11 protein-coding genes are annotated in these 13,150 nt (G+C 41.3%); 3 read left to right on the forward strand and 8 right to left on the reverse strand.

The features are described 5' to 3' along the window. The first annotated feature begins 252 nt into the window (after nt 1-252). From gntR to gntU, 3 genes are all read left to right on the forward strand, one after another. The gene (gntR, locus tag M1E96_RS01970) at nt 253-1,248 is read left to right on the forward strand and encodes a gluconate operon transcriptional repressor GntR (RefSeq protein ID WP_070925824.1); all 996 of its coding nucleotides are present in this window, start codon (nt 253-255) and stop codon (nt 1,246-1,248) included. 333 nt (nt 1,249-1,581) lie between these two features. Next, nucleotides 1,582-2,124 (forward strand): gluconokinase, encoded by a 543-nt coding sequence (gene gntK / locus M1E96_RS01975; protein WP_070925757.1) that lies wholly within the window; start codon nt 1,582-1,584, stop codon nt 2,122-2,124. Then, nucleotides 2,121-3,479: a gluconate transporter gene (gene gntU, locus M1E96_RS01980; RefSeq protein WP_140178792.1), complete on the forward strand. Its 1,359-nt coding sequence runs from the start codon at nt 2,121-2,123 to the stop codon at nt 3,477-3,479. Before gntK ends, gntU begins: the two co-directional genes overlap by 4 nt. A gap of 1 nt (nt 3,480) precedes the next feature. Here the strand turns inward: gntU and M1E96_RS01985 are convergent, their stop codons facing one another. The 8 genes from M1E96_RS01985 to M1E96_RS02020 all read right to left on the reverse strand — a co-directional run bounded on the left by M1E96_RS01985 (nt 3,481) and on the right by M1E96_RS02020 (nt 12,974). Beyond that, the gene (locus tag M1E96_RS01985) at nt 3,481-3,693 is read right to left on the reverse strand and encodes a hypothetical protein (protein ID WP_070925755.1); all 213 of its coding nucleotides are present in this window, start codon (nt 3,691-3,693) and stop codon (nt 3,481-3,483) included. Nucleotides 3,694-4,157: 464 nt separating this feature from the next. Beyond that, nucleotides 4,158-5,384, reverse strand: coding sequence for an SGNH/GDSL hydrolase family protein (locus tag M1E96_RS01990; protein ID WP_369427345.1), 1,227 nt, complete (start codon nt 5,382-5,384; stop codon nt 4,158-4,160). Continuing rightward, nucleotides 5,335-6,525 carry an SGNH family hydrolase gene (locus M1E96_RS01995; protein ID WP_070925751.1) on the reverse strand — a complete coding sequence of 397 codons (1,191 nt, stop codon included), beginning with the start codon at nt 6,523-6,525 and terminating at the stop codon, nt 5,335-5,337. Before M1E96_RS01995 ends, M1E96_RS01990 begins: the two co-directional genes overlap by 50 nt. Then, a complete protein-coding gene (locus M1E96_RS02000) occupies nt 6,512-7,930 on the reverse strand; it encodes an MBOAT family O-acyltransferase (RefSeq protein WP_319068273.1) in 1,419 nt (472 codons plus the stop codon). Before M1E96_RS02000 ends, M1E96_RS01995 begins: the two co-directional genes overlap by 14 nt. 489 nt (nt 7,931-8,419) lie before the next feature. Continuing rightward, nucleotides 8,420-9,226 (reverse strand): protein bax, encoded by an 807-nt coding sequence (locus M1E96_RS02005; protein ID WP_140178799.1) that lies wholly within the window; start codon nt 9,224-9,226, stop codon nt 8,420-8,422. A 474-nt stretch (nt 9,227-9,700) separates the two neighbouring features. Beyond that, entirely contained in the window at nt 9,701-10,846 is a 1,146-nt protein-coding gene (locus tag M1E96_RS02010) for a DUF4056 domain-containing protein (RefSeq protein WP_369427346.1), read from the reverse strand. Then, nucleotides 10,846-11,991 (reverse strand): BamA/TamA family outer membrane protein, encoded by a 1,146-nt coding sequence (locus tag M1E96_RS02015; protein WP_349485541.1) that lies wholly within the window; start codon nt 11,989-11,991, stop codon nt 10,846-10,848. The genes M1E96_RS02010 and M1E96_RS02015 overlap by 1 nt, the downstream gene beginning before the upstream one ends. Then, a complete protein-coding gene (locus M1E96_RS02020; protein ID WP_140186630.1) occupies nt 11,991-12,974 on the reverse strand; it encodes a hypothetical protein in 984 nt (327 codons plus the stop codon). The genes M1E96_RS02015 and M1E96_RS02020 overlap by 1 nt, the downstream gene beginning before the upstream one ends. Between the last annotated feature and the right edge of the window lie 176 nt (nt 12,975-13,150).

Genomic DNA, 13,150 nt, shown 5'->3' on the forward strand with positions numbered 1-13,150 from the left:
GACAATTATGGGAAAACTCGACTATTCTGTGATGTAAATCAGTAACAAACATTGCTATCTATAAAAAGATCGCTGAACATACACTCTAAATAATCCAAGGTGCGGCTAGGTAATGAGTGAATGAGTCACTGGGAGCATAGAAAACTATGCGATGAGTAGTAGTATAGTCACGATGCCATCATTTTAGCCGCAGTTTGAAGCAGGATGAGTTATCGTCATTCGAACTTAGGTAACACTTATTATATTGGACATATGAAGAAAAAAAGACCCTCATTACAGGATATTGCCGATCGCATCGGTGTCACTAAAATGACCGTTAGTCGTTTTTTAAGAAACCCTGAGCAGGTTTCTGAAGTGCTACGTGGCAAAATTGCACAAGCTGTTGAGGAGCTAGGATATATTCCAAATAAAGCGCCTGATTTGTTATCGAACGCAACCAGCCATGCAATTGGGGTTTTATTACCTTCATTAACTAACCAAGTATTTGCTGAAGTGATCCGAGGCATTGAAGCGATAGCGGACCGTCATGGTTATCAAACTATGTTGGCTCACTATGGTTACTTGCCCGAAAAAGAGGAAGAGCGACTCACTTTTTTGCTTTCTTATAATATCGATGGCGTGATCTTAGCTGAACGAACTCATACCGAGCGTACTTTACGTATGTTAAAAACGGCGGGGATCCCTGTCGTTGAAATTATGGATAGTGTATCGCCTTGTTTAGATACTGCGGTCGGTATTGATAATTTTGAAGCTTCACGGCAAATGACGGCAGCGATGTTAGATCGCGGTTGCCAACATGTGGTGTACCTAGGTGCTCGGCATGACGAAAGAACAATTATTCGCCTACAAGGCTACGAGCAGGCGATGCGAGATGCGGGGCTTGAGCCACGCAATGTGATGACGCAAGTCAGCTCCTCATATTCATTAGGCGCCCAATTACTGCATGAGTGTAAACAAAAATACCCTGAAACAGATGGGCTATTTTGTACGAATGATGACCTAGCGATAGGGGCAATCTTTGAGTGCCAGCGTCTTGGTATTAAGATCCCCGACGATTTAGCCATTGCGGGTTTCCACGGACATGATGTTGGGCAAGTCATGACACCAAAACTAGCCAGTATCTTAACACCAAGAGATAGCATGGGGCGTAAAGCTGCCGAAGTTCTTCTTGGACGTATTAATGGTAAAAAACTACCACAAACGCTATTTGATGTTGGTTTTGAGTTACTACCTGGTGAAAGCATTTGAAATAAAAAACACTAAATAATTCGAGGTGCAGCTAGGGAACAAGCAAATAAGTCGTCAGGCGCATGCATAAATATGTATGTGACTGATGCAAGTGAGTGTAGTCACCATTCCTTCAATGTGAAGCGCTGTAACTGGAAGTATGACGAGTATCAGTGATGCACTGAATTAGTGCGATAGCCATCACAAATCTATTTATTTCCCCACAAAGATAATTGATAAAAATAGCAGCACTGCTGATAATGTTACTGGTAACTGTTACCGGTAACAATCGAATGCCTACTATCAGTAAACTAAATTAGCACTAGTTTCTATTTAACACCTGAGGAGTTTCCAATGAGTGATACCCAAACACAAAATTATACGTTTGTCCTTATGGGGGTATCGGGTAGCGGTAAATCAGCTGTTGCAAACGGTGTCGCGCAACAAACGAATGCGGCTTTTTTAGACGGTGATTTTTTACATCCTCGCGCAAATATTCAAAAAATGGCTTCAGGTCATGCTTTGAATGATGAAGATCGCCAACCTTGGCTTGCCGCACTAAATGACGCTATTTTTGCCATGCAACGCACTAATGCAATTTCATTAGTTGTTTGTTCCGCATTGAAAAAAAGCTATCGCGATAGATTGAGAGAAGGAAATAAGAACCTCTATTTTATCTATCTGAAAGGAGATGCTGAACTCATTGAAAACCGCCTCAAAGCACGTAAAGGTCATTTCTTTAAACCTGAAATGTTGGTATCCCAATTTCAGGCATTGCAAGAGCCTACATTAGAAGAACAGGATGTTCATATTGTCGATATTCGCCCATCACTTGATGAGGTTATAAAAAATACGCGTACGGCTATTCATCAAATTGTATCTGGAGGCAATCCATGAACACCCCTGTTGAAACATTAAGTACTTTAACATTGGTGCTGACGGCAGTCGGCTCCGTTGTACTACTGCTGTTCCTCGTCATGTATGCACGTTTGCATGCATTTGTGGCTCTGATGATCGTTTCTATCGGTGCAGGGCTCTTTTCAGGTATGCCAGTACAAGAGATCACCGCCACCATGCAAAAAGGGATGGCCGGCACTCTAGGGTTCTTGGCAATTGTTGTCGCACTTGGCGCGATGTTCGGTAAGATCCTTCATGAAACTGGAGCACTTGATCAAGTCGCGACTAAGTTATTGAATCTATTTGGTGAAAAGCGAGCTCATTACGCAGTGGGTATCGCAGGTTTAATTTGTGCTTTACCACTGTTCTTTGATGTCGCCATCGTGCTACTAATCGGCGTGGTATTCGCTGTCGCAAATCGTACCGGTCATAACGTTGTACGCATGGCTATACCTTTATTCGCAGGGGTTGCAGCTGCGGCAGCGTTTTTATTACCGGGGCCAACACCAATGCTAGTCGCTTCACAGATGGGGGCTGACTATGGCTGGATGATCCTGATCGGTCTGTGTGCCGCTATTCCTGGTATGTTATTAGCAGGTCCACTATTTGGTAGTTTTATCAGTAAGCACGTGACAATTGATATCCCTGCGGATTATCAAGCACCAAAAATGGATCATGGCAAAATGCCTAGTTTTGGTTTTAGCTTGAGCCTTGTTTTATTCCCTCTGGTTTTAGTTGGTCTAAAAACAATAGGTACACATTTTGTTGAACCGAACTCGAACCTTGAGCATTGGCTCGAATTTATCGGCCATCCATTCACTGCACTGTTATTGGCTTGTCTGCTGGCAATTTATGGCCTAGGTTTTCGCTATGGGATGAATAAAGAAAAAGTAATGGAAGTGTGCTCCGCAGCTATCCAACCTGCTGGTATTATTTTATTAGTGACTGGGGCTGGTGGGGTGTTCAAACAGATCTTAGTGGATTCAGGAGTTGGCCCAGCACTTGGCGATTCATTGATTGGCGCGGGTCTGCCTATCGCAGTGGCGTGTTTTGTACTAGCTGGTGCAGTACGTGTTATCCAAGGTTCTGCAACCGTTGCATGTTTAACAACCGTGGGTTTAGTACTACCAGTCATTGGTGAATTAGGATACTCAGGCGCACAGCTAGCCGCATTGGCGACTTGTATTTCCGGTGGTTCTTTGATTTTAAGTCATGTGAACGACTCAGGTTTCTGGCTATTCGGTAAATTTACGGGTGCAACAGAAGCACAAACCTTAAAAACATGGACAGTGATGGAAACTATCTTAGGAACGACGGGTGCCATTGTCGGAATGGTGTTCTTTGCGTTCTTGTAAGTTAAACGCCTAAATTACGTGAATAAGCCAAAACTTGCGGAATTGAAGTGAGTTTTGGTTTTTTCTTTTTTGTTGGCTGAGCAATGAGGCGAAAGCCTGTTGTACGCTTACGAATTTTATAAACTTTGTATTTGCTAGGTGCATTTTGCAGATAAAGCTCTACATCTAACTCACTGAGATTTAGGCTTTTAGCTAATTGATTAATTATCTGCATAATATTACCTATAACAGCTCCGAAAGCATTGAAGCTTTCGGAGTCACTCTTTACTAGAGGAAGCGGTGTTGACGCCACCTGAAAGCAATTCAGGGGGCGGCAACACCGCAACCCTAAATGTGCTCAATAAATTAGTATCTGGCTAATCACCCGACAAGACATAAAACGTCCAACGCTAAAGAGTTTATACTCGTCATACTTCAAGTTGCAGCGTTGTTGACTACGCTCACTCACACTAGTCACATAGTTTTCTATGCTCCTAGCGCTTCGCTCACTTGTCGCCTAGCTGCACCTCGAATTATTTAGAGTATGGTTAAGACTACCGCACTCTTTTGTTATAAACAATACTGATTTTGCGTGCAAACCTGACCATTAGGACTGTTAAAGGTTCACTGTGAAGTAATTGTATTTAAAATGATATTTTAAAAGGGCTGTGAAAACGAGTTCACAACCTTTTTTCAAGATTAATTCAACACTTGGCTTAGTTGGCGGTAGAGCGCTTGGGCACTCTTTTTATAGCCTTCAGCGGATAAATGAACGTTATCAGGTCGAGCGAGATCTTGAGCTGCCCATGAACGGATAGAGCAAGGGCCGCCCATAAAAGCTTGCCAATCCCAAAACAGCGTGTTTTCTTGCGCAGCAATCGCTTTTTGGATTTTTATCACATTCATTAAATGCACTGGCATTTTCGCTTCGCAACTGGCTGCATGACTAAATTTTATCGAGTCATTTGGCCCGACCAATAAAATTACGCTCTCTGGCATTCGTTGGCGGATTTGACGGATTTTTTCACGTAAGTTTTGTTGGTAAGCAACTAAATCTAAGTTGTCATTGAAGGCTTCGTTGGTGCCATAGGCTAAGATCACCATATCAGGTGACATTTCCGCTAATGTTTCGACCCATTGAGGCTGCCATTTATCGAGCATATTAATGGTCGCGCCATTAATACCTAAGGCAGATAAAGTGACACCCGGGTGATTAGAACGCAGTAGCCATCCACCCAATTTGAGATTGTTGTCATTACTCACCGTCACTTCAGCTGGAAGCTGGGTGCTGACTGGGGTAGAGAAACGCCATGTATTACCTGTCGTAGGTAATGAAATAGGTGATGAACTGGCTGGGGAGACAAACATTTGCCCACCCGATGAGTTTTGGTACAGCGCTTGTAATTGATAAGTGCCTGCTGCGGTTTGCAATGGGACCAATTGTACGCGGCTTGTTGGTTTCATTGGCAATGCGACTAGCCCTCCCAGAGGGTAATCAAAACGCTCATCTTTACGGCTGCTAAACAGTTCCCATTGTTGCTTATCACTTTTACGATTGATAGTCGCAGTGCGTTGCCCCGGTATTGAAATGGTAGGTACGAAGCCAGGTCCCGCATCGCCATAGCGCTGCTGGAACAAGGTTCTTAGCTCACCACTGAAAAAATCTGCCGCAGTGTGTGAATCGCCAATTTGTACTATATGGATTTGCTGGTTGCCTTGCTTTAGCTTGTTATCAAGGCGACTTAGATTTGGCTCAGCATTGTTGATTAATTGACCTTGAACATCGGCTTCAGCCAGCATCCGTGTTGAGCTTTTCTGTGTTCGCTCTACGCCTTGCTGGCAGGACAACAGGCCTAGAGACAGCAACGCGATAACGCTAGCTGCCGCTACTTTGGATCTGGCCTGACGCAATTTGTTCCGCTTCATGAGGGACCTTTTCTTCTTCTACATCATAATGGATGAGTGAAAACACTTTTTCAGCAATCGCTTGTTGTCCTTTAGGACTGAAATGGATCCCATCACCACTTCTTAGCTTAATTTTGCTGCTATCATCGCCGAAATAATCAGAATAGGTGAGATCTTTATATTTAAAGACATCATTAACAGAAAAATAAATTTCACCGCTATTTTCGACTTCGGACTGGTAGAGTCCTCTTAGGAACTGCATACCATCTGATAGGGAGGTTTTACGCATATTAGGAGGGCCAACCCAAATGACATCGACATTGTGTTGACGCGCTACCGTTAATATATCATTAATGCGGGAACGATACACCTGCTCCCACATTTCGCTTTTAAACTTCACATATTTATAGCCAGTATCTGGTGGCATATCCCAAGGATCATTTGGCCCTAGAAAAACCACGAGAACTTTAATTTTAGGATTATCATCCAATGCCTTAGCAATGGTTTTAGGCCAATTAAAAAAGCGTGGGTAGGCAAGACCGGTGCTTTGCTTACTTAAATTAATGCTATCAATATTATATTTTTTCAATAGCATGTTTTTTACATGCGGTGCCACACCTTGCATCATTGAATCGCCTGCAAACAGGACCTGATCCTCTTTTTCCAATTTTGCAATGGTTTTGGGAATAATAGGTCCTGTATTAATCGCTTTTATGGGGCCTAATCTATCTGATTTCAATGGTGAACGTACTGGCTGGCGTTTCAGTAGCTCAGGGAAGGTGATGGACAATGATTCAGCTGGGTAAATATAACCATTTACAAAATGCAAACCAACTCGATAGCCTTCTGGGAAAACCTGTTTTTTGTTTTCATTAGCCGCAACGAGTGCTTCGGCTTCTTTTGCATCTTGTGCTTGCTGTCCCGATGCATGATATAAAAATGCACTACCTGCGGCTAAGGCGCCATCATTTAAATAAGCACCGTAATCCCACACAGGGTTACCGGATAGACCTGACCATGGAGTATCTCGATGATATTTTTGCTGCCAAAAACGTTCCAGTGAGCCCTGATTGAGCCAAATGAGTAACAAGCCTGCGATCAAAACAATAAACAAGACTTGTCCGGTTTTTATTAGATTCTTTTTAAACTCAGAAGTTAGCATAAATAAATCCCGGCATTCCTGAAGGTGAAAGCATAAACATAATGGTCAAGATGACAGCGAGTGGGATCGGGTAATAGTACCAAGCGATGTTTTGATACTTCTTCGCGACATAATGATAAGACTGCACAAAATAAGGATAGAGTAGCAGTAAAGCCCAAAATGCAATTAATAGCCCTAAACTAGAACCGAGGGAGCTGATAAATCCAGGGGCAGCAAACTGTGAAAGCATCGTTAACGCATCATCGAAAGTTTGGCTACGGAAAAAAATCCAAGCGAAACACACAAAATGAAAGGTAATGATCCGCGAAAGTAATGCTGACAGCGCTTTATTTGGAAGACGTTGAGTCCAACCCAATTTCTCTAAGCAGAGTGTTTTCAAATTCAGTAATACAATACCGAGTCCATGGATTGCCCCCCAAACGACAAATGTCATCGCTGCACCATGCCATAAACCTGATATCACCATAGCTAAGAAAACATTGGTGTTCATTCGGCTGAAACCTTTGCGATTACCACCTAATGGGATATAGATATAGTCGCGAATAAAGGTTGATAGGCTGATATGCCAGCGCGCCCAAAACTCTTTTAAGTTGTTTGCCATATAAGGCGCATTAAAGTTCACTGGGACACGAAAACCAAGTAGTAAAGCAATTCCTGTGACTAAATTAGTATAGCCAGAAAAGTTAAAGTAGATATTCCAAGCATATGCGTAAGTTGCGACGAGTATTTCTCCAACACCGAAGCCTGCTGGAGCGTCAAAAACGGGATTGACGAAATTCTCTGATAAATAAGCGCTAAATAAGAAAAGTTTCACTAATGCTAAAGAGATGAGCAGGATGGCTTTTCTTGCATCAAGTATTTCACGGCTGTCAGCTTGGATTTGTGGAATAAAGTTTTTAGCGCGGTTGATCGGGCCAGCGACGATACTCGGAAAAAAGCTAAGGTATAAGACGACATCAAAGAAATCTGCTTTAGGAATTTCTTTGCGACAAACTGAGACTGTGTAGCTTACGGAATGGAATGCATAAAAAGATAACCCAAGAGGGGCTAATAATTCGATAATAGGTAGCCCAACATTCAATCCTAATTTGTCGAAGGTTTGCTGCAATGTTTCTTGAAAGAACGAGTAGTATTTAAATGCGGTGAAGCAGCTAATAATACCTATAGCAAGAAGCGTAAATATCCATTTACTCGCAAGCCAATTTGATAACCAATTAGTCAGAAAATAAATAAATAGCGTGTATCCGAATAAAATATACGCGAAATCAGGGCTAAACGAATAAACAAAAAAGTAACTTGCCGTGATAAGTAAGCCATTTTGAAGCTTTGCACTAGGCTGGCAGCTCCAATATATAAGGAAAAACACCAAAAAAGAGCCAAGAAATTCGAATGAGAAAAAATTCATAGAGGACTCAAGTTGTTAATTATTGTTGTTGCTCGTCAGACTTCTCGTTGCAGCACAGTGGACAATAGTCATGTTTACTAGTGATAGGTTTATCATGCTTACTAGACGTTCATTTTTGTTGCTTAGCTGCACTTTGAATCATTTAGAGTATAGATGAATGTTCACATCATATTAATAATCAACGTAGTTGCAATAAGAAAAAATTGATTTTGCAATAAAGCGGGGATGGATTAGGGATAAATTTTGTTTATATGCGCTAATAAAAAAATCCACTTCAATTAGAAGTGGATTTTAGACTGTTGACAAACATATCATGTTTGGCAGCAGTCGTTAGGGGTTTTGAAATAAACAAGGAAAATCAATTCATTGATTTTCGGCTGATAACACGGAGCGGGAAAAACCACGCTTTTATCCCGCTTCGTCAGCAACCTCAAATCCACTTCAATTAGAAGTGGATTTTTAGCCAAAGCTTATACCTGATGATATCAATTAAATTCGATTAGATGCCGTTTTCTGAGCTTGTGTGATCAATTCTTCGTTGCTCGTGTACATCTCTTGCAAATAACGGTTATACGTAGAACCTAACTGTGAGTACCCTTTCATATCTCTGATAAGTTTTGATGTATCTAACTCATCCTTTGATAATCTTTGTTTTGCTCTAGACGAACGTAATGACTCGTAAGCATTATGGGTATTCATGTTTTTCATATAGGCTGATACAGTTTCTTCTACAGAATCGTAAGCTGAATAGCCTTTCACTTTTCCTTGCTTGATTCGGCAGCCGCTGCCACATCTCATCCCAAACAGATTGCCATTTTGCTGAGCGAGTTGTGAAGTTCCCCAACCTGATTCAGTGGCAGCCTGTGTAGCGACTAAATGTGTTGGCATAATATCAACACGGCTCAACAACTTATCCCAATTAATACGATTTGGGGTGGTACAGGTCATGCCATAGCTACTGCAAATTTGTGCTAGGCGACGTAACTCTTGAGCGCTCCATTTTTTATTAGCGCGTACAGAGAGTAACCATTTACGCTCTGCCATTATTTCTTGATTGACCTTTTCAATCACAGGAACAACCGTTTTCAAAAACGCTTTCTTACGTGGTGTACCGGACGGGTATTTTCGCAAATCAGGCAGAGATGTTTGAGCCTGATTTGAGCTCTGCACGGCCTTGTGAGAATACTCTTTCTTGAGTAAGGTACTGGTGCTAGTTGAGCCGAAACTCAAACCCGAAAATAAAAATAACAGTAAGAAAGCGAAGACGGCCTTTGTCCTCATCGTTCGAGAGGGCATTTGCTTCTCCTAATTTCTCTGAACAAAAATCGAGCGAATAGTAGCAGAATAATTTTTAGGGAGCTACTTTTATCAGGCTGGCTTTAACTAAATTACTGTATTGTTTTGTTTGTATTTTTGATTATTTTTAATCTATTGTTATTAAATGAAATTTATTTTTATTTGCTTTGTTTCCGCATTGAATTAATTAATCTCTCTAACGCTTATGCGAGTAAATTGAGTTAACTTAAGTTAAATTTGGTTGTTATTCATACAGTTCACTTGGTTATTATAAGGGTATTTTGTCTATTTATTAAGCGATTAATCGCTTGTTTTTTGCTCAAATTTGAAAATTCAGACTTTTGTCGGAGACTGAAGATACAAAAATGAGCTTTTTTAATGATTGAAAAATGAGCTACTCATCTAGGGCGTCAGGGTGAAAAATGCTCAAAAGTTTCATTGTGAAACATTATCAAGAAGCGCGTCATTTTTGTCTCAAAACGGTACTCGTTGCTGTTGTTGATCTTGTTCTTGCGCTTTTTCAGATAAGGTCGTGAAATCGACCTCGCTCCAAAAATCCTGCGGTATCGGTAGTCGAGCCATATTTGATGTTGGCAAGAGCCTCAATTGTGCGAGTTGTTGCAAATGATAATGTTGATAAGAGGCAGGTAAACTTAAACGCAAACCTTCTACTGGTACAATTTGAGATGGCATTAATGGATAGCGATCGTCACTTGTTTGGTAGTCTCGAGTGAGCACGAGGAATTTTTCAGGGACTCGTCGATAGCTGTTCCACCATAGCCCATCCACACGGTCAAACATAGTGCGAGTGTGTTGTTTATCATTTGCGCCGAGCTGATGTAAGGCTTGCGGTAAAATCCCTTCCATTGATTGAGAAAACATGGGGAGTGATTGAGCTCGTCCTTGTATGATCAGCGTCAGTGCTAAACGCGCCCCTAATAAATTGGAATACAGATCTTCTGGGGAAAAGGCCGATATTCCTTCAGAAAAACCGGGAACCGACTGATATCCGTACCACTGTGCTATTTCATGCCATACGGCAAGCTGAAAAGCTAATTTTGCGGCTAAGTAAGCACTTAGCGTGTAGCGTTGTTCAGGGCTAGTGGGAGGTTCGAAAGCCATAAAAACGATTTGCCTACTGGCGAGCTCATCGCTTAATTTTAATGTCCAACTTTCACCTAACCGCGGATAGATTTGGCTAAATAAGTACAGGGTATAGTCAGCGGTATCACGGACATGGGAAATATCAATAAAACCACTTTTATTTGTGTATAAAAGCCCAATTTTTTCATTGCTTATTCCCATTAACGCTGCGGTTGCACCTAAAAAACTATCGTTATAATGGTGTTCACCCAGTTTATCGGCTTCAACGATATTATCGATAGTATAGAAAGGGACAGGTAAACCCCATAATTGCGCTTGTAAATCATAACCGAAAGCACAGCATGCCCTTAAACCCTGTGGTGGATTTAAAGTTTCAATAACAGGCCATACTTGAGAGGCGGATTCGTGGCTATCACTGCTTAATTGAGGAGATACCGAAGGTAAATGAGCGACTGGATTGCTTTGACATGCACTCAACACGAGAGCAAATATTATTATGGCTAACGGTTTTAGCATTAAAAAGCTTCCCCTACTTGGAAATAAAAACCCGTACTGTTACGACCAACACCAAAATCGAGACGCACGTTCATTCTAGGCTTAAATTCAAACCGATACCCAGCGCCAATACTTGGCAACCAGTGCCCTTCGCCTAATTCGGAAGGGGTATCACTCATTGTTCCTGTGCCTACCCAGCCCACAATGCCATGTCGCCAATCAAGTTTGTGTCTCAGTTCTAATTGAGTCGTAAAAATATTGTTATCGCGATAACGGCCTTCATAGTAGCCACGCATGCGATTGCTATTACCTAATAAAGAAAGTTGACTCCATGGGACATCACCGGTAGTAAATCGCGCATAGTTATCCAGTGCCACAACCGTCTTCTCAGTAAGCTCATGATAATAAGCGTATTGCAGTTGTGTGCTTTGAAAACGTGTATCACTGCCTAAATTAGGGGAAAAATAAGTATAAATCGTTTCGAAAGTTTGCCCATGATGCGCATTTGGTAAAAAGTCGCGAGTATCATAGCTAAAATAAGCACTGATACCTGAGTTAATGACCGAGCGTCCCCCTTCTGCTTGCTGAAAGTAACGTTTAGCACCTTCATCGGGATCACTTGCGTTAATCGATGAGAAATTCCAGCCTACTCCAATATAGGTGGCATCGGTCAGGCGATATAGGGCGCGAGGTGTGATTTGGAATTCTTGAGAATGGTATTTTTCTTTATTATGGTCATTTTTACCCGCAGCGTAACCTTTTCCCCAATAATAGGTTGGAATGTTATTAAGGGTGCCTGAAACGAATAATCGCCACTGGTCATGGTCAATAAAATTATAGTTGGTGAAATTTACACCAAATGCTCCCGTGGATGAAGCAAAGCCACTTAATCCAATTGATGAGGGTTGAGTTATTTTGTCGCTTTTATCGATACGATATAAACCTACTAATGCAGTACCAACTCCAATGCCCATTTCTGGCGTATAAAAAGGGCCGGGCAGTAAACCCCAATCAATCGTCTTGCTTTCGTCAAAACTATTCGAGCCACCAAGCTGATTTAACCAAGTATCTATCTTTTGCTGATCAGGTAATAATTCGGCTTGTGTTGGCAGAGTAATAAAAAGGCTGAGCAATGCCAGCCTTTGTAAATGGTATAGCTGCAACATTAAAAACGGAACTCACCTGAGATATAGAAGCTATTACGGTTATTAAAACCGATTTCAGTTAGCACATTAAAATTACGAGTTAATTCAACGCGCGCACCTACAGTATTATTCCATTTATGGGCTAGGTGTTGTTTGACGTCGAATTTAATGTTTGCGTCAGGTAATATGCCCATTAATTCATCTAACTCACTAGGTAAGTTTAATTTATTAACATCACCCTTAAATCGTTGAGTAATGTCTTGATACATAGCACCTGTCCATACTTGTACTTTTGTATTTCCTTGACCACTAATTAATGGTTCAAATACAAATTCATAGCCAATTCTTGGGGTAACAACAAATGCGGTGATATCGCCATCTAATATATCAAGGTTAGTTCTAGTGTAATTGAAATCTAACGTACTAAAAAATTGATTGTATCCGCCAGCAAATGTTACACCACCACCATAGGTTTTACCTTCAAAATCAAGGTCGAAGGGGAGACCAGTGAGTGCGTCCATTTCAGAGCCTAAAAAGTAAACCCCTTTTAATTTTGTTGTTGATGTACCCTTTGTTTTCCCATAAACCCCATAAACATTCATAAATGGGAACACCCATGTATCAAGCTTCAGCATATGAGATTCATTTTTTTCTCTTGTGTGACCTGCTTCTACGGTGACCCAATCGGCTAAGAAAGGGTATTTTTCGCTAGCAAAGCCGATTTTATCCACCACAATATCTTGCCGTAAATTCATATAGCCATAACTAACCCCAAATGGCTCAGGGATATCATAGCCGCGCGCACGTGCTTCATCGCCCCAAATAGGCAATATACGGGATTCGCTTGATGATGAGCGAGTTATACCACCTTCATTATTATTTTTGGGAACACCGGATTCACTCATGGTGACTGAAAAAAGTGGGCGATCATTATCAGCAAAGCTGAACGGAATTGAAAAACAGCAAGAGAGTAGCAACGCTTTGCTAAGTTGAATGCGTGTCATAGATAAGCTCGACATTGAAATAGACAGAAGAAATACATCAATAAAAGATGTATTTAAGATTAGCATATTGAGAGAATTGATAAATGGCGTTAAATGCTTTGTTTTAATAAAGCTTGAGCTAGATTAAGTAATGCGTGCTGAAGACATGAAAAAACCGATAACCTAAGCGATATCGG

Origin of the sequence: Providencia sp. PROV236 (genome assembly GCF_033676985.1) — a bacterium.
GTDB lineage: Bacteria > Pseudomonadota > Gammaproteobacteria > Enterobacterales > Enterobacteriaceae > Providencia > Providencia manganoxydans.

Coding starts and splice junctions, on each gene's coding strand:
- M1E96_RS02010 (WP_369427346.1), bottom strand. CDS start 10,846: ATGCTAAAACCGTTAGCCATAATAATATTTGCTCTCGTGTTGAGTGCA.
- gntK (WP_070925757.1), top strand. CDS start 1,582: ATGAGTGATACCCAAACACAAAATTATACGTTTGTCCTTATGGGGGTA.
- M1E96_RS01995 (WP_070925751.1), bottom strand. CDS start 6,525: ATGCTAACTTCTGAGTTTAAAAAGAATCTAATAAAAACCGGACAAGTC.
- M1E96_RS01985 (WP_070925755.1), bottom strand. CDS start 3,693: ATGCAGATAATTAATCAATTAGCTAAAAGCCTAAATCTCAGTGAGTTA.
- M1E96_RS02000 (WP_319068273.1), bottom strand. CDS start 7,930: ATGAATTTTTTCTCATTCGAATTTCTTGGCTCTTTTTTGGTGTTTTTC.
- M1E96_RS02005 (WP_140178799.1), bottom strand. CDS start 9,226: ATGCCCTCTCGAACGATGAGGACAAAGGCCGTCTTCGCTTTCTTACTG.
- gntR (WP_070925824.1), top strand. CDS start 253: ATGAAGAAAAAAAGACCCTCATTACAGGATATTGCCGATCGCATCGGT.
- M1E96_RS02020 (WP_140186630.1), bottom strand. CDS start 12,974: ATGACACGCATTCAACTTAGCAAAGCGTTGCTACTCTCTTGCTGTTTT.
- M1E96_RS01990 (WP_369427345.1), bottom strand. CDS start 5,384: ATGAAGCGGAACAAATTGCGTCAGGCCAGATCCAAAGTAGCGGCAGCT.
- gntU (WP_140178792.1), top strand. CDS start 2,121: ATGAACACCCCTGTTGAAACATTAAGTACTTTAACATTGGTGCTGACG.
- M1E96_RS02015 (WP_349485541.1), bottom strand. CDS start 11,991: ATGTTGCAGCTATACCATTTACAAAGGCTGGCATTGCTCAGCCTTTTT.